Source organism: Alteromonas ponticola, from assembly GCF_012911815.1.
GTDB classification, from domain to species: Bacteria; Pseudomonadota; Gammaproteobacteria; order Enterobacterales; family Alteromonadaceae; genus Alteromonas; species Alteromonas ponticola.
Genome location: NZ_JAATNW010000002.1, coordinates 233,303 through 250,167 on the forward strand (window position 1 = coordinate 233,303; position 16,865 = coordinate 250,167).

Annotated in this window: 14 protein-coding genes; 8 read left to right on the top strand and 6 right to left on the bottom strand. The window is 45.1% G+C overall.

Annotated elements, in window-relative coordinates; translation table 11 throughout:
- Window positions 1-49: 49 nt before the first annotated feature.
- From HCJ96_RS03545 to HCJ96_RS03555, 3 genes are all read right to left on the bottom strand, one after another.
- Window positions 50-787 carry a methyltransferase domain-containing protein gene (locus HCJ96_RS03545; protein ID WP_169209668.1) on the bottom strand — a complete coding sequence of 246 codons (738 nt, stop codon included), beginning with the start codon at window positions 785-787 and terminating at the stop codon, window positions 50-52.
- A 435-nt stretch (window positions 788-1,222) separates the two neighbouring features.
- Entirely contained in the window at window positions 1,223-1,717 is a 495-nt protein-coding gene (locus HCJ96_RS03550; RefSeq protein WP_169209669.1) for a GAF domain-containing protein, read from the bottom strand.
- Between the two features lie 209 nt (window positions 1,718-1,926).
- Window positions 1,927-3,834, bottom strand: a complete 1,908-nt coding sequence (locus tag HCJ96_RS03555; RefSeq protein WP_169209670.1) for a M1 family metallopeptidase — start codon at window positions 3,832-3,834, stop codon at window positions 1,927-1,929.
- Between the two features lie 219 nt (window positions 3,835-4,053).
- Here HCJ96_RS03555 and HCJ96_RS03560 point away from each other — a divergent pair, with 219 nt between their 5' ends.
- The 4 genes from HCJ96_RS03560 (at window position 4,054) to HCJ96_RS03575 (ending at window position 9,307) form a co-directional block, all read left to right on the top strand.
- Entirely contained in the window at window positions 4,054-5,013 is a 960-nt protein-coding gene (locus tag HCJ96_RS03560) for a hypothetical protein (RefSeq protein ID WP_169209671.1), read from the top strand.
- Window positions 5,014-5,024: 11 nt separating this feature from the next.
- Window positions 5,025-6,902 carry a M14 family zinc carboxypeptidase gene (locus tag HCJ96_RS03565; protein ID WP_169209672.1) on the top strand — a complete coding sequence of 626 codons (1,878 nt, stop codon included), beginning with the start codon at window positions 5,025-5,027 and terminating at the stop codon, window positions 6,900-6,902.
- A 201-nt stretch (window positions 6,903-7,103) separates the two neighbouring features.
- A complete protein-coding gene (locus HCJ96_RS03570; RefSeq protein ID WP_169209673.1) occupies window positions 7,104-8,237 on the top strand; it encodes an NAD(P)-dependent alcohol dehydrogenase in 1,134 nt (377 codons plus the stop codon).
- Between the two features lie 314 nt (window positions 8,238-8,551).
- Window positions 8,552-9,307: a substrate-binding periplasmic protein gene (locus HCJ96_RS03575; RefSeq protein ID WP_169209674.1), complete on the top strand. Its 756-nt coding sequence runs from the start codon at window positions 8,552-8,554 to the stop codon at window positions 9,305-9,307.
- A 30-nt stretch (window positions 9,308-9,337) separates the two neighbouring features.
- Here HCJ96_RS03575 and HCJ96_RS03580 read toward each other — a convergent pair whose 3' ends face one another.
- Window positions 9,338-10,444, bottom strand: a complete 1,107-nt coding sequence (locus tag HCJ96_RS03580; protein ID WP_169209675.1) for a PepSY-associated TM helix domain-containing protein — start codon at window positions 10,442-10,444, stop codon at window positions 9,338-9,340.
- Window positions 10,445-10,633: 189 nt separating this feature from the next.
- Between HCJ96_RS03580 and HCJ96_RS03585 the strand changes: the two genes are divergently transcribed.
- Genes HCJ96_RS03585 through HCJ96_RS03600 form a run of 4 tightly spaced genes read left to right on the top strand, consistent with a single transcriptional unit; the run spans window position 10,634 to window position 13,994 of the window.
- The gene (locus tag HCJ96_RS03585; RefSeq protein ID WP_246261109.1) at window positions 10,634-11,692 is read left to right on the top strand and encodes a phospholipase A; all 1,059 of its coding nucleotides are present in this window, start codon (window positions 10,634-10,636) and stop codon (window positions 11,690-11,692) included.
- Between the two features lie 46 nt (window positions 11,693-11,738).
- Complete coding sequence (locus HCJ96_RS03590) at window positions 11,739-12,458, top strand: SDR family NAD(P)-dependent oxidoreductase (RefSeq protein WP_169209676.1); 720 nt, start codon at window positions 11,739-11,741, stop codon at window positions 12,456-12,458.
- Window positions 12,459-12,475: 17 nt separating this feature from the next.
- Window positions 12,476-13,174 carry a class II aldolase/adducin family protein gene (locus tag HCJ96_RS03595; protein ID WP_169209677.1) on the top strand — a complete coding sequence of 233 codons (699 nt, stop codon included), beginning with the start codon at window positions 12,476-12,478 and terminating at the stop codon, window positions 13,172-13,174.
- Window positions 13,175-13,178: 4 nt separating this feature from the next.
- Window positions 13,179-13,994: an amidohydrolase family protein gene (locus HCJ96_RS03600; protein ID WP_169209678.1), complete on the top strand. Its 816-nt coding sequence runs from the start codon at window positions 13,179-13,181 to the stop codon at window positions 13,992-13,994.
- Window position 13,995: 1 nt separating this feature from the next.
- On the opposite strand, the gene HCJ96_RS03605 is transcribed toward HCJ96_RS03600, so the two are convergent.
- Together HCJ96_RS03605 and HCJ96_RS03610 are read right to left on the bottom strand one after the other, a co-directional pair.
- Window positions 13,996-15,123, bottom strand: a complete 1,128-nt coding sequence (locus HCJ96_RS03605; RefSeq protein WP_169209679.1) for a histidine decarboxylase — start codon at window positions 15,121-15,123, stop codon at window positions 13,996-13,998.
- Between the two features lie 84 nt (window positions 15,124-15,207).
- Window positions 15,208-16,797, bottom strand: coding sequence for an ABC-F family ATPase (locus HCJ96_RS03610; RefSeq protein ID WP_169209680.1), 1,590 nt, complete (start codon window positions 16,795-16,797; stop codon window positions 15,208-15,210).
- Window positions 16,798-16,865 lie beyond the last annotated feature (68 nt).

Genomic DNA, 16,865 nt, shown 5'->3' on the forward strand with positions numbered 1-16,865 from the left:
CTATTTATTTAAACAGGAATCAGCCTATTTAGATAGCATAGGGCCAATATTAGTTCTGGTCTGTGTCTGGTTTTCTGATGATAAAAATCAGATCGTTGTGTCGCCACGATAAATACCCCAAAGAGCACACGCTTAGAAAAATAGCACCATACTTTACAATCGATCCGATCAGACCATTTTTTTTAATGTAATTATTTTTGCCCAGTTCCGTTACCAACTGCAGATTATTTAAACGACAGAATCGGCGAATCCCCTCACGAGAGATGCAGTTATCATAAACTACAGGGTAAGGCGCGTAGCCAGGTTGGCCAGCATGTTCACATTGCTTAATGTGTCGATAAAATAGCACATGCGACCAGTGCGGTGTATGCCTGGCTAGAAACCCATAAACGGAATCGCGATCGGGGATCTTCAATATGATAAGTCCATTTGGCTTTAACCAACGGCAAAAGTTATCCAACACCAAGGCCGCGTTTTCGACATGTTCCAGCACAAATGCGTTATAAATGAGGTCAAATTGCTCATCAGGTAAATCTACCACCCTCAGATCACCAACAATCGCGGTGTCCAGATCGCCAATGTTCTGTTTTCTCAAGGCCAGTGCATCTTCATCCGCATCGATTCCTGTCAACGAATATTCAGTTCCCGCTAAATCCAACGCCCAATGCTGCCCGCAGCCCGCTTCTAAAATAGAGATGAAATTATAATCAGAAAAATGTTGGTGTATGTACCGAACCAGCAACTGTGACTCCGCCTTGGAGTTTTCGATTATGCTAAGATCCCTCACGCTGACATTCCTTCAAACCTCATCTGAACAAAACAAGTGAAATTCACCCATTATAAACAAGCAATGACTTGCGCTTGCTGACTCTACCACCCAGTCACCGTGACACAGTCCAATGTAGATAAATATTACGCTGAGATTTTTATTTAGTTCAGCCGCATAAAGACCGCGAGCTTCAATATGATGCCACTAATAGTGGCCTGAAAGGCGTAAATACCCTCTTTGCTGTCAGAGTTTTTTACACACTTAAAAGTTTCACGACAATGAATGTATATGTTTCAACAAGTTAAGGAGTGGCTCACTTTGTGCTTCACTTATATAGACATAATTTAGCACTGCAACCTTGTTGTAATGTGGTCTCCCGAGCCCTCGATGGCTCATCACTACGAAAAAAGCGAACTGAATCAGTTCGCTTTTTTTCGTTGCAAAGACCTAAGCTTATTGGTTGGCGCTTTTCTTTATTTCCTGCTCAACCATTCCACCAAATTTTTTCAGCATTTCAATATCTTGCTCAGAAAACTCTCTGGGCTCATCATGAATAATGCACAGCGTACCAAGTTCGTAGCCATTGGGTGAGTGAATGATAATGCCTGCATAAGCGCGAATGAATGGCTCGCCTTTGACCAATGGACTATTGGCGAATCTGATATCTTTATGAGCATCAGGGATTATCAGATATTCTTCTTCGGCAATGGCATAAGTACAAAATGAAACATTGCGCGGGGTTTCACAGGCAGAAAGCCCCTGTTTAGATTTAAACCACTGGCGGTCTTCGGCAACTAGACTGATCAAGCAGATTTTGCACTGAAAATATTCTTGAGCAAATCGAGTGATTTTGTCAAACCGCTCCTCTGGTTGAGTATCAAGAATACTCAATTCGTACAGCGCCTGAAGGCGCTCAATTTCATTTTCTAACTCAGGATAGCTCGACATCGATTTCTCCGACAAATGGCTACTGAATGATACCTGCTTTATGTGGCAAGTGCGCAATGAACATTACGCGGCGCAGCATAATGGGTTAACGCTTACTTATCAATCGATAATCCTGTTTGCTCACTCAGCCGACGGGATTTTAACGATTGATACACTGCGATTAACTTTTGAAAGCCAAAAAAGCCAGCCTTACGACTGGCTATAGTTAACTAGTTCACAAATCCTTCATTCGCTTTAATAGTCAAAGGGTGGTAACCCGCTTTCGCCTCGTTAAATGCTTTAGTGGCAAAAGCCTTACCTTCGGGCGTTTTAGATAACTCTCTGTACAAGGGTTTTACCAGTTTGTTGCGACCTATACTGACAAGATAGTCGTGTAAGCGAGAATACGCGGGCTGATATTCATTTCTTACCGCGATCATCAGCCAGCTGTGCGCAATTTCATTATTTTTACTGGCCGTTAATGAAAACGCTTTGTCCAGCTCAACTAACTGCTGTTCACTCAGCGCATCAGGCAAGTTATTTAAAAAGTATAACCATTCATGCACCGTCCACTCACGGGTATCAATGTTATCTGCCGGTAATTCGTCATTTAGCCAAGCTGAACGTGTCTCATCTATTTTAGCAAACGCGTTGGACTGGGGCTGTGGAGCAGCATCAGGAATACCCGGTTCGAAAATCCACTGCATGATCCTGTTGCGGTCGAGCTTGTCTGCGTAGGTTTTAAGCAAGGTTTTATCCAGATAAGAGATAAACTCATCGGTGGTAATACTCTGAAATTCAAATTGCGCGAAATAGTTTCTCAAAAACGCATCAAAATTTTTCCTGCCAACCTGCTGTTCTAACTCTCTCAAAAACAGAGCGCCCTTCTCATAGGGAATATTGGAGAACACATCATCCGGGTTGCGACCACGTAAATCGATGGCGAGAATTTCATCATTGCTATCCAACGCCTCGATGTCAGCTTGTAAGTCCTGATAACCTAACACGGCCTCTTTTTTAAACCGGTCGTTGCCATACACCATCTCCATAATTCGATAGGTCAGGTAAGTGGTAAAGCCTTCGTTTAGCCATAAATCCCGCCAGGTAGCATTGGTCACTGTGTTCCCAGACCAACTATGCGCTAATTCATGTGCAATTAAGGACACCAGACTTTTATCACCCGCTATCACGGTCGGAGTGATAAAAGATAAACGTGGGTTTTCCATACCACCGAAGGGAAACGATGGGGGTAAAATCAGTAAGTCGTAGCGATCCCAGCTGTAAGGCCCATACGTTTTTTCTGTCACCTCCAACATGTCTTCCGTGTCTTCAAATTCTGCTGCAGCAGCGTCTAACAATGCCGGCTCGGCGTATACACCCGTTCTTTTCCCCATTGCTTTAAACTCGAGATCACCGATGGCTAAAGCAATCAGGTAAGATGGGATGGGTTGTGGCATGGTGAACTCATAGACGCCATCCCTGTCAGTATCAGGGTCATTAGATGCACTCATAACAGCCAGCAATTCTTTTGGCGTGCGGATAATCGCGTCGTATGTTACTCGCACCTGTGGTGAATCTTGCAGAGGAATGAAGCTACGGGCGTGAACCGCCTGTGCCTGAGTAAACAAAAAAGGATGTTCTTTTCCGGCCGTCTGCGCAGGCGTGAGCCATTGCACGCCGGAGGCATCGGGAGAAGTAGCGTAGTTTATGGTTACGCTACTTGCCGATGAGGGTAAATCAATGGTTAGCGCGGCGCCCAGTTCCTCATCCACTTCTCCAAGTTGATAGTTGACCGGGTTTCCTTCCACAGTGACTTTGTTAATAGTCAGATCACGGCTATCCAACACTAGCGTGTTAACATTTTCCTGCTGCCGTTCGAACGAAAGTGTTGCCTGCCCTACTAATTGGTTTGCGCTAAAGTCAGCCGTCAAATCCAGGCTGAGATGGGTTACTCGAATTTCATCGGGGTTGGCGAACGAGTGGTAATCCTTGTCCGCTTTCATGGTTGATTTTGCAATTGTTGCATCGGGTTGATCAGCAATCGCAGGTGCGGGTGCAGTGTCTGCATTATCGGTTTGAGTTTCCGCACAAGCACATAACAGTGTGGCAGAAAGTGCCACCAATCCAAGCTTTCGCATCGTCGTCCTTCGTCTGAATTTGAAACAAAATATAATATTACGCGTTTTGCGTTTATTTCCCACCCCTGTAACACGATGATGCAACAAATATGGCGTCAATATACGCCAACGCGGTGCGTGAAGTGGCGGCAAACCTCATACCAATGCAGCTGGCACGCAGCCCAAAAAACCAACTATACTGTGATTAACGTTTGCGCAAACAGATGTGGAGGAGCGTTTATGGTTAGTCGCATAATGTTATTGCTGATTCTTTTTACGCTTGTTCCTGTCTGCGCAATCGAAATAAGTGAGCAAGAGTTAGACACACTTCAGCGATTTACCTCAGATAGTCACAAGGCGACTACCCTTGCAACGTCTTCCGTTACGCAAAATACGCGGGACCCCCTGCTGCTTTCCATCTGGGAACGCTCGCGAAAGTTAAAACAACTTCAAACGCTCACCCACCCAGCTGCCAGTGAACGTGATTTTGTCAGCACACTTTTAAACAGTAATGAGATACTGACTCTGCGTAACCCTGATCACCCGCAGCATTTACTGACAATAGTGGATATTGCTCGCGAAGCACGCGCGACTGAGTATTTGTGGAAGGTTAATGCAAAACGACGGCAATTGCATGAACGCTGGCAGTCTGAGCGCTGGAACTGGACTGACATTGCAAATCATACGGATAAATCTGATCAAGCCGCCTTAATCTCCTGGCTAGATAACCTCCACGTCAACGAAATATCAGACGTCGCTGACAATTTTTATCAACATGCAGAAGGCAATCCATTTGATTCGAATCATGTCCTGGTCAAACTGGCGCTCACATCACAAAATCCGGCACTGTTACAAAGGTTGGTAGAGCAACCTGCCGATCAGTACAGTCATATGGCATTACAGTTGTTAACAGAAATTGAGGATACCGCAGCGGTTTCAACTTACCTGCACGCTCTCAAAAACAGCGCTTTAGAATCACAGGCATTATTAATGCTAGCAAAACATTACGCGCATTATGATGAGGTACAAGTTACCCTGGTCAACGCGTTAAAATCAGAAAAAAGCAAATGGCATGCCGCAATGGCGATAACGGTAATAACCGAGCAAAATACCGCTGAGTCGCTGGCCAGACACATTGATGGTCATGCCGGTAAGGCTAACCAACTCGCACTCTCCCATTTACTGGGCCTTAACCAATGAGACCGCATGGTATGATAGGTATCCTTATAGCCCTGGCATCCCTATCGGTGCCGGCTCAAATTCTTACCTACACGGAAAACGAATCAGGTGCGGATAAAATTCCACTAGGTTACCCGGTCCCCTTGCCAGTCGACTCATTAACTCCGGTAGACGGATTCAGAACTTACTCAAGCCTGAGCTTGCGTCATCAACAGTTAACCGAACAAAGCGAAAATATTGAACAGCATCAGATTGGCAGCACTGTCGAGCAACGGCCCATCTGGGCTTACCTTATATCCGACAAAAATGACGTCACATTAAATGGCCTTAGTGAAGGCGCAGCGCTAATTAATGGCACAATCCATGCCCGCGAATGGCAAAGTCCGGAAGTGCTTACCAGTCATATGGAGACGTTATTCGAGCGCCAGAACGACAACTATATTGGCCAGTTTTTGCATGAAAATATGCGCATGGTGATGATACCTGTTCTTAATGTCGATGGCTTTTTACAAACCCAACGCTATCCATCCCAGGTCACTTCGAATGCTGAGACCCCGCGTGACGGTCGCATGCGTCGGAAAAACATGCGGGAAGTCGATACCCTACTGACAACTCCCAATGACAACCAGAAGGGCATTGATTTAAACCGTAACAATAATCCCTATTGGGCCACCAGTAACAACAGCTCAAGTGACATTGATTCGTTGGTTTATCACGGTACAGCACCAGCCTCTGAACCAGAAACAAAAGCGTTACAGCAAGCGGCAAAGCTGGCTGGTGAAGATCGGTTGCGCTTTTATATCGACACCCATTCTTTTACCCAGGTTTACCTTACCAGCCAGACAACTAATCAACGACGCAATCAAATTACCACGCGGCTGGCCAGCATTATGCGTGCTGTGAACGACTTTAAATACACTTATTCTGCGGCAAGCAGTGGCAGCGGAATTGGCACGACCGAAGAATATTTTACCAATACTTACGATATTCCATCCTATACGCTGGAACTGGAGCCCAGAAATTCAGCACAGGATTATGGTGCAATTGCCGGGGGCCACAGCGGCTTCATTTTGCCTAATGCTGAAGTTGCCAGAATGCGCGATGAAAAAGACATTGCGTTGCTGGTTGGGCTTTATGCAATAGCGCAAGTACCTTACACCACCGGCATTAAAATCAAAAACAGCGAAACTCAATCTGATGAAATTGTACTGGAGTGGCGCTTTAACGAAGGTAGCGGTGAACTTGTTACGATCACCACGGGCACCTTGTCACCATCAACGTCATATCGTCTCGATATCATTTTTAGCAAACCAATGCGATGGCTTAAAAACGGTGAAGTGGTTGATTACTCGACGATAAGCAAAGCTCAGGATATCGAACTGGCATTATTAGCAAGGTCCACTGCTGGCGAATCCAGCTGGAATATTGATAGTGAAAAAGGGGAATGGCTGACTGAAGGTTACGCGCGCTATCAAACGGATACGTTTTCTGTGCCTCTCGAATTAACTTCAGATTTTGACTGGGCGGAACTGACATACCTGGCCCTTGAGGTGGAAACTAACGACTTCACTGGCTATAAACTCGATACCAACCCCGCTACCTTAGCTGACTGGGGAGCAGGTGCCTGGGTCAATTACGAAGACACAGATGGCCAGACTGATACAGATTCAGGCGGCATCGACCGCTCAATGCGACTGATTGACGATGGCAGCGAACTTTATTCTGCCCCAACACCAGAGCCTGCTCCGGAGCCCAGTCCACCCCCACCTCCTCCGCCTGCGGGTGATAGTGGTAGCGGGGGTAGCCCCTTGTTACTTGAGATTTTCATCTTGTTGGGATTGGCACTAATCAGGCTGGGGAGTCATCTGTCCAGCGTCAATCACCCCAATAACAACGCGCTGTTTAAATAAAATATATTAAAAATATTCTGACCCTTCAGTTTTCAATTCACGTAGGCACTCTAACGTCATTAGAAAACGTTTTTGTTTACTACACATATTCAGTCTATTCCGCATTACAGTGTGCGCCATCAACGCTATAACGCTTCTATTTTTGATATTTAAAATGTGAAAACTGAAAAGTCAATTTCGTGAACGATATGGAGAATGCAAATGAAAGTATTCGGATTTGGTGCTCAAGACGCCGATAAAGAGTTAACCCCCCTCGTCTTTGATCGCAAAGACCCACGTGCTGGCGAAGTCGCCTTTAAAGTAACCTACTGCGGTGTATGCCACTCTGACCTTCACCAGGTAAGAAACGATTGGAAAAATACTAAATACCCATGTATTCCCGGCCATGAAGTGGTTGGTGAAGTGACTGAGGTAGGCGAAGGCGTTACCCGCTTTAAAAAAGGCGATACCATCGGCGTAGGCTGCATGGTGAACAGCTGTATGGAATGCGAAAAGTGTCACGATAATGTAGAAAATTACTGTCAGGGCCCCATCGGTTTCACGGGTACCTACAATGGACCGGGAAAGAAAGAGGACCAGAATACCTATGGCGGCTATTCATCGCACATGGTTGTGCGTGAAGAGTTTGGTATCAAGGTTCCCAAAGGGTACGATCCCAAATACGTTGGTCCCGTACTGTGCGCTGGCATCACCGTGTACTCGCCTATGAAGCATTGGAATGTCGGTAAGAATACAACCCTGGGTGTCGCTGGCGTAGGCGGTTTAGGCCATATGGCGATTAAATTGGGTAAAGCGTTAGGCGCAAAAGTAGTCGCTCTGACACGCAGCGAGGGTAAGAAAGACAAATTACTCAACATGGGCGCTGACGAGGTGATCATCTCGGAAAACAAAGATGACATGAAAGCTGCGGCACAAAGTATCGATGTATTAATCAATACGATCCCCGTTCCTCACGATATTAATCCCTATGTTAATTTAATGAAGCCAGACGGCAGCATCGTGATCGTTGGTAACCTGATTAATTTTGAAAATGTCGTCCCGGCCCCTTTGGTTGTGAACCGGATCAGCATCGCAGGCTCGTTAATTGGTGGCATTAAAGAAACACAAGAGGTGTTAGACATTTGTGCTGAACATGATATTTCACCGGATATCAAAATGGTGAAGATGCAGCAGATCAATGATGTGCTAGATACGCTAGAGAAAGGTAACGACAGTGATTTTCGTCATGTAATTGATATGCAGTCATTGCATGATGAGATTGATAGCTTACAGGACAAAGCCACGCAAGTGAAAAACCCGGACCGCGGCGAAGTGGTCAATCGAAAAGCCAGCTAGCTTTGCATGCGCCCGCGATGCGGGCGTTCTATTGAGTAAAGCAAAACTAATCTCGGTGACCGCGTTTCACTTAATGTATATGCTAAACAGCATTACTTATTCTAGTTTGCACATTGCTGTCAGCATCAAAATAAGTAAAATGCGCAGCCAGAGAAACAAATCAACAATAATTGTGGTTAAATATTAACCACATTATGTTGAAGCGTAAATTTGATTTTGATTTACTCTGCCTCAGTTCATCAATTGTGTGATTTAGTTTGCTGCATTTATATCTACGAAATTTTTATGTTTTCACAATGGTTCTGGTCTGGGGCGTGTCTCTTTTGTCCCTTCCCTTGTCATACAGTGCCAATGCACAAACCAGAACCTACATAGTCGGTGCTGAGCAATTAGATTACTATCCTCATTTCGATTTTGACCGTTCTGAAGACAAAGGATTTGCCTGGCAGGTATTACAGCAATTTGCAGCACGTCACGATATTCAATTTAATTATATTTCACTCCCCCCTAAACGGCTTCAGCTTGAACTGGATAAAGGCACGATCGATTTCGCCTATCCGGATAATCCAAGATGGCAACATCACGACATTCAGGTCAGGCAAAATAAAATTTTTAGCCAGGGTTTAGCGCTGGGTATTTATGGCACCATGGTAAGACAGGAAAATCTGGGACAAAGTGTTGAGCAGTTTAACAAACTTGCTTTCCCGATTGGTTTTACGCCGGTCAAATGGCAACAATTATTCAAACAATACAATATCAAAACCATCGAAACGTACGATGCGGCAGGTGCAATACTCGCCGTCGCGCGTGGACGTGCCGATGGTGCTGACATTGAATATAATGTCGCCGCTTATCTGGGTTCTGTCTCACCTGATAACCTTCGCTTGCAGCTGAATCCTGATCTACCTTTCAGTGCTGTGAACTTCTCGCTTTCAACGTTCGCTCACCCTGAACTGATAGAACAATTAGATCAGTTTCTTATAGAGAACCAGGAGCTGATCAATAACCTGAAGGCGCGGTATCAGTTGCAACAATCCATTGAGCCACGTGACTATGTTAAGGCCAAATGATGTCAATTGATCAGGCTCTGGGTAACCCAATCAATTAGTCACCAGTTTTGTGCTGGCAACCAGCTTGGCCACTTTCTTCTTTTTCCTGAATAAGTAAAAGTAAAGACCGGTTAACGACAACCACAGAGGACTTAATCCCAACACACACCAGATAATTTTGCTGGTTAACCCCGCGAAATAGCCGAAATGCAACTTACGAAACATGTCCACAAATACATTCCATCCCGATGCCGTGCGGATATCATACGCCGACATCAGCGCTCCCGTTTGTCGGTCGTAGGTTACCACTGACGAATACTCACTCGATAGCAAGCCTTTATCTGGCACATCTCCAAACACGCTGATATGGCGCTCGTCCTCGAAAGGGAAGGTCAGGTAAGTAGGGCGATGATCAGGCACATGGTCAGCGGTAGAATCAAGCAGATATTGAAAGTCAATCTCTTTGTTATACAACGCCACGTTTGTATAGACATGTTCATCGCCATGTTCGGTAACCTCATGCAATACTTCAGAGGCATTCCAGTAGGCTCCGGTAAGCGCGATCACCAACAAAACCGGTGATGACACAATCCCAATTAATTTGTGCACATCGCTAAAAAATATTCGTTTGACCGCATTAAAGCGCAGGGTAAACAGCTTTTTCCAAAATTGTCTGTATAAAATCATTCCGCTGATAGAAAGAAAAAACAACATTAGTGCAAAGATAAATCCTAACGAGGTACCGGCAACCCCCATTAGAAATGTGTAGTGCAGTGATAAAAGCCAGTCAGTGATGTCATGTGTTACCGAAACCGGCTCTGAGAGTAAGTCTCCCGTGTACTGGTTCAAATACAGCTTATACCATTCACCGTCTTGTTTACTTATCAGGTAAACCGCATCAGAACGCGACTTATCGTCAAATAACTCCCAGCTACCCAAGACGAAATCTGGATGCGCTGATTCTACGGTGCTTTTAAGAGCATTAAGATTTTGTCTTGGCTGCTGAGCGGTTGCTGGCACTGTCATATGTTCAGGCATGAGCCAGGTGTCAATTTCAACTTTAAAAACCAGAATGCTTCCGGTAATGGCAATCACAAGTAAAGGAATCATTGCGATAAGGGCGCACACTGAGTGCCATTTAAATAAGGTTTTGCGCATGAATTTGATACTTCAACTTAGGTTTCGAGTTATTAATAGGAGTCGACCGCCCATCACAGACTGCAGCCTTGTATTCACATACATCTTTCGCCTAGTGTAGCCAATCGCATTCAAATGTAAATAGAAATTATTATCAATACCATTGTTAATGATTATTTCTCGACGACATACCTACGAGCAAGTCGTGCTATGCTTATGTTTGTTGATCAGCCAATCGATGACATTTTGAAACCTTATATAGTGAGTCTGCTTTTATTTGTGATCGCTTTTCAAGCGCTTGCCGGTGAGGACCGGGAGAGGCAGTGCTTGCTTGACCATTTTGATGAGGGTGATGAGTCGCTGACGCTGGCAGAAGTTAAAAATTACTGTGTACAAATGCTTCGGGCGGATCAGAAGGTCGAACAGGCAAACGCGGCAAAGCAGGCTGACGTATTACTCGGGGGCATTTCCAGCCGGATCGTCAATGAGCGCAGAACCGAATTCGATCCGTATGTGATCACGCCTCACAAACTGAATTATATTTTACCCGCCTGGGTTTCCGATAACATTAATCGACAAGCATACCGCTCGCTGGAAGGATACGAAGAAAATCTTGAAGATATAGAGACAAAATTTCAATTGAGTCTAAAGGTTCCATTGAATACGGGGCCCCTGTTCATTGAAGGCGACGGCCTATATTTGGGCTTTACCCTGGAAGCATGGTGGCAAACCTATGCCAATAATATTTCTAAACCGTTTCGAGAAACCAACTATCAGCCCGAATTGTTCTACATCGCTCCCCTTCCCTGGCAGTTAATGGGCGGCAACACAGGATTTATAGTGGGGGTTGAGCACCAATCTAACGGTCGCGGTGAATTATTCTCACGCAGCTGGAACCGGGTTTACACTCACTTTCTGTTTGAAAAAGAAAACTTTGCGCTGTCGCTCAAACCCTGGGTACGTCTGTCGGAAGATGAAAAAACATCACCACTTGATTCAGACGGCGATGATAATCCGGATATCGAGGACTATCTTGGCCACTTTGAACTAACTATGGTGTATCGATGGGACGCTCTTGAACTGAGCCTTCGCGGCCGTCAAAACCAGCATACGCACAAGGGCGCGCTGGAAATGGGGCTGACATTTCCACTGTGGGGTAAATTACGTGGTTACGCCACCGGCTTTACCGGTTACGGTGAAAGTCTGATTGACTATAACTACAAGCAAACCCGTATTGGTTTTGGTGTGTCATTAAATAATGTCTTGTAGGTAGTTTATTGTTATGGTGCGCTTTTGAACTGACAGGGTAAATTATATGAAGAAATATATTGTTTCTGGTGGTTCTACCGGAATTGGAAGAGAAGTTGTCGAGTCACTGATAAATCAGGGCAATGCCGTCATCAACATCGACATCAAAGCCCCTGAAAAATCTTTGGCCAGAGAAACCTATATTAATGTTGATTTGGCTGATTACCGTACGATTGAACACAAAGTGTCGCTGACAGGTAAGTATGACGGCGTATTTTTTAATGCTGGCATACACCGAAGTGGATCTGTCTTTTCTCACACACTGGAAGAAATCGAACACCTGCTTAACACTAACCTGCTCTCACATGTTGCGTTACTAAAAGCATTGGAACACAACCTAAATGATCGTGCATCGCTAGTATTTAACGGTTCGGACCAAAGTTTTATTGGTAAGCAAAACAGTTTCGCTTACGGGCTTACTAAAGGTGCCATAGGACAGATAACAAAGTCATTGGCATTAGATTTGGCCAAACGCGAAATTCGCGTCAATGCGGTCTGCCCCAGCACCACAGACACTCCCCTGTATCGCGAGGCAATAGCGCGCTACGCAGAAAAGTCGCACACTCCGTTGGCTGAAATTGAGCAAGCGGAAGCGGCTGAAATTCCATTGGGTCGAGTCGCCTCCCCTGCAGAAGTGGCTGAAGTAGTTTTGTTCTTATTTAGTGACGCGTCACGCTTTATGACCGGCTCCTTAATTCCGGTTGATGGCGGCTACACCGCCCAATAAATTTTTTCGGAGTAACGATGTTTGCGAATGAAACTGACATTCGTCATAAATTGGCCATTGCTCACCATGTCATCGCCCATTATGGCTGGGATGAGCTGGTGTCCACTCATTTATCAGCAAGGATCCCTGCGACTGACGCGGTCCTTATTACACCTAAGGATACCGCGTTTAAAAACGTGACCGCATCCAACCTGGTTTTGGTAAATCTGGAAGGCGAATACCTGTCAGACAACGGTCATCAGATATTGAAACAGGCTGCGAATATCCACTTAGAGACGTATAAACAAAGAAGCGACATTATGTGCATGATCCATACACATAGTATGTATCCTACTATCGTCTCGTCTCTATCCACCGGCTTTCAGTTTACCAATCAAAACAGCCTGCGCTTTTATGATGATATTGCGTATCATCCGTTTGACGGATTGGCACTGGAAAATGAAGGCGCGGCAATTGCCAAAGCGCTAGGCAATAAACGCGTTTTGTTTGCGAATAATCATGGCGTGATCACGACCGGCACAAGTGTTGAGGAATCGCTCTACTATCATTTTCATATTGAAAACTGTTGTGAAATGCTGGTCAAAACGCTGCAGTGCGGGGTAAAAACTCATCCCATACCCAAAGAGATCTGCAAAATAACCAAGCAGCAATTTGATGAAGTAAAAACGCCTCAGGTGGAATTCCGGTATTTTACCGATCTGGTCAACGCAGGTTGATATTGTGAAGCTGATTGATTCTCACATTCATTTTTGGGATGTGGCTAACGAACTGAATAGCTGGGTGAAAAAAACGTCGTTACCTCAATCTATCTCTCCAGAAGATGTCGATGCCACAGGTTATGTGCATATAGAAGCTCACGCTGAACACCTGTCACCATTATGTGAACTAACCTGGCTCAGAAATACGTTCGCCACAGGCAATATAAGGGTGATCGCATTTTTAGACTTTACCCAGCCGCTACAAGAGTTTGAGCGAAGATTATTACTGCTGGCCGCCCAGCCGGAAATAGTTGGGGTCAGACAAGTAATGGCAAGTAGCAGGGTATCCGCCTATTCTCCTTTCCAGCAGACGTTACCGGCGGACTTACCTCGAAAGCTGGCGATGCTGGCAGCTAATAACCTGATATTTGATGCCCAGATGTATCCCGATCAATATTTGCCTATATTAGACGATATTATTGCTTCGGATGTGATTATGGCAATGGAGCACATGGCGTTACCGATAGCCACCTCTGCCGAAAATATGCAGACCTGGCAAACCCTGCTCAAGCTGGTTTCGCAACAACCGAATTGTACGTTAAAGTTATCCGGGTTCGACATCGTCAATCATAACAATGATATCACTCGAGTACTCGATATCCTGTTTGACGTTATGCCCATGGAACGTCTTTGCTGGGGGTCTAACTATCCTGTTTCAAATCAGAACGATTATAGATGCTGGCAGACACGGCTTAGCAACTATCTTGGTGACCCTACAATTGAAAATACCGTCTTTTATCAGACTGCAAATCGGCTGTACTTTAACGGCACGTTATAACTTACAAAGGTTCAACTTGATAGTCGAAGCGCTTTGCGTCTGACATACTTATCGCCGCAGGATTAAGAATGTCAGTAATAAGGGCATCCAACATTGCATGAGTAAATTTAGGCAGGCAGGTTAGCGTAGAGCGATGACGATATTGGGGGAAGTGCCATTTTTGAAATATAGCCTGTGGCACCTCTTCTAACACAATGGTGATGGCTTTGTCGTTTTTCCAGCATTTGATTGAGTGCTGCTCAAGTATGCCTAAAAAGAGCTCGGCTTTGTCCAGACATGCCTGATATTTTGCCAGCATACCAGCTTCAGCACCCAGTGCTTTGATTGTGTTATACATCAAAACCGGCGCTAAACCATTCCTACTGCCACCAATGGTGACATCATCATTATTGATGTATTGAACATACTCACCTGATACAAAACGTCTTTCCATCAATAACAGACCGGATGGAACCGGCGCGCCCAAAAATTTGTGACCGCTCACGTTGACAGAAGTAAAGTTGCGTCCTAATTGATACTCATCGACTAGGGGTAGAAAGGCTCCATCAAATGCGCCATCCAAGTGGATAAAATGTTCAACTTGCACCTGCTCAAAAACCGCCTTCGCGGCAGCAACATCATCAAGCGAAGAAGTGATCGTTGATCCCATTGTGGCTACGAGAATGTAAGCGCAGTCAGTATCCAAAGTCACCATTTGCTTTAGTGCGTCAATATTGATACAACCGTTGAGATGAGACCTTACTACCTGGTGGTGTATACCCAGCACGTTAGCTATTTTTTCACTGCAGTAATGGGAATATTCTGAGGAAAGCAACACCACTTTCTTGCTGGCGCTCTCGCGGTATCGCCAGCACGCATACAAAATCGCTTCAGTGCTACAGCTTGCAACATATCCCCATGACCTGTCCAGGTTGGTTCTGTAAAGCCGCATGAAAAACTCAATTACCGCTTTTTCATGGGAGAAACTGCTATAGCAAGAAACGCTTTTGAACGGGTCACCTATATTATTAAGGTGCTGGTTCAATAGTTCAGCGCAATTGGTGTGATTAAAATCGGTGGAGGTGGGATAACCTACATAGACCTGCTTATTGTGCGATAACTTGCTTAACAAATTTGCAATATCTGACACCGTGAACCCAACCTGCAGAGAATTGATTATTCTCTACTATATCACTGCGAACACGAGTGTCACTAACGCTATCAAAACAATTTATCAAGCCGCTCGGTGCGCAATAAACTCGTTGTAGGTACCTTCAAAATTATTAATCTTCTGATTGCTTATTTCAATGACCTGAGTAGCCAGTGAAGAAACGAATGTACGATCGTGGCTGACGAAGATGACAGTACCATCAAAATTCAGCAACGCCTTATTCAACGCCTCAATTGACTCCATGTCCAAGTGGTTGGTAGGCTCGTCCATAACCAGTACATTGATATCCTGCAGCATGAGCTTGCCAAATAACAAGCGGTTTTTTTCGCCGCCTGAACACACTTTGACTTTTTTATTAAAATCGTCAGAACCAAACAACAAACGACCCAGCATACCTTTAACCTGTAAATCGTCATGCTGAGGTCCACGCCACTGAGACATCCATTCAAACAAAGTCAGGTCACAATTAAAGTCACTGCTGCTGTCCTGTGGAATGTATCCAATCGCCGCGTTTTCTGCCCACTTAACAGAACCTTGTCTGGCTTCTACGTCATTGAGCAAACATTTTAAAAGTGTGGTTTTGCCAGCGCCGTTCTCGCCAATAATCGCTAAGCGGGAGCCTGCTTCGAGTAGCAGGTTGGCATCTTGGAATAAAGTATGCTCGGTATAGCCATGTCCCAGCGCTTCTAACGTAATCGCCAGCCTGTGTAGTTTTTTGTGCTGTTTGAACTGAATAAACGGCTTACGACGGCTTGACGCTTTGACTTCCGCCAATTCAATTTTTTCCAGCCGCTTTGCACGGGAAGTGGCTTGCTTTGCTTTTGATGCATTCGCAGAAAAACGCGCAACAAACCCTTGTAACTCTTCGATTTCAGCAGACTTCTTGGCATTTTCATGGTGCAACTGTTCCTGCACCAGTGCGGCTGCTTCAGTGAAGGCATCGTAATTACCAGGGTAAATGCGCAGTTCGCCGTAATCGATGTCGGCCATATGGGTGCATACCGAATTCAAAAAGTGGCGATCGTGCGAAATAATGATCATGGTGGACTTGCGCTTGTTCAGTTCTTCTGCCAGCCAATTTATGGTGTAGATGTCCAGGTTGTTGGTTGGCTCGTCAAGTAACAGAATATCAGGATCAGCAAACAATGCCTGAGCAAGTAATACGCGTACCTTCCGGCCCGGAGCAACTTCTTTCATTAAACCAAAATGATAAGACTCTTCAATACCGGCTGCACTGAGAATATCCCCTGCCCTGGCTTCAGCAGTATAGCCATCTTTTTCAGCAAATTGCGTTTCCAAATCCGCTACGCGCATACCCTCTTCTTCGGTCATGTCAGCTTTACTGTAGATCTCATCACGTTCGCGCTTCACTTCCCAAAGCTCACGATCACCCATAATAACAGCATCCACCACACTCATTTCTTCGTAGGCAAATTGATCCTGACTAAGAATGCCCAGTTTAGTACCAGGCGCGTATGACACGTTGCCCGACGTGGGTGCCAGCGCACCACTGAGTATTTTCATAAACGTCGATTTGCCACAACCGTTCGCGCCGATAAGACCGTAACGATTGCCGTTACCGAACTTAGCTGAAATGTTTTCGAATAGAGGCTTAGAGCCAAATTGCATGGTGATATTGGCAGTGGTGATCAAAACAGAACTTCCAGATAGATATTGTGAAAAAAGACACACTCTGAAATAGAGTGGAGGGCGCGCAATAT

What these genes read in the sequence shown, in the direction of transcription:
- HCJ96_RS03550 (WP_169209669.1), bottom strand. Translation starts at nt 1,717, where the DNA reads ATGTCGAGCTATCCTGAGTTAGAAAATGAAATTGAGCGCCTTCAGGCG.
- HCJ96_RS03555 (WP_169209670.1), bottom strand. Translation starts at nt 3,834, where the DNA reads ATGCGAAAGCTTGGATTGGTGGCACTTTCTGCCACACTGTTATGTGCT.
- HCJ96_RS03560 (WP_169209671.1), top strand. Translation starts at nt 4,054, where the DNA reads ATGGTTAGTCGCATAATGTTATTGCTGATTCTTTTTACGCTTGTTCCT.
- HCJ96_RS03565 (WP_169209672.1), top strand. Translation starts at nt 5,025, where the DNA reads ATGATAGGTATCCTTATAGCCCTGGCATCCCTATCGGTGCCGGCTCAA.
- HCJ96_RS03570 (WP_169209673.1), top strand. Translation starts at nt 7,104, where the DNA reads ATGAAAGTATTCGGATTTGGTGCTCAAGACGCCGATAAAGAGTTAACC.
- HCJ96_RS03580 (WP_169209675.1), bottom strand. Translation starts at nt 10,444, where the DNA reads ATGCGCAAAACCTTATTTAAATGGCACTCAGTGTGCGCCCTTATCGCA.
- HCJ96_RS03585 (WP_246261109.1), top strand. Translation starts at nt 10,634, where the DNA reads ATGCTTATGTTTGTTGATCAGCCAATCGATGACATTTTGAAACCTTAT.
- HCJ96_RS03590 (WP_169209676.1), top strand. Translation starts at nt 11,739, where the DNA reads ATGAAGAAATATATTGTTTCTGGTGGTTCTACCGGAATTGGAAGAGAA.
- HCJ96_RS03595 (WP_169209677.1), top strand. Translation starts at nt 12,476, where the DNA reads ATGTTTGCGAATGAAACTGACATTCGTCATAAATTGGCCATTGCTCAC.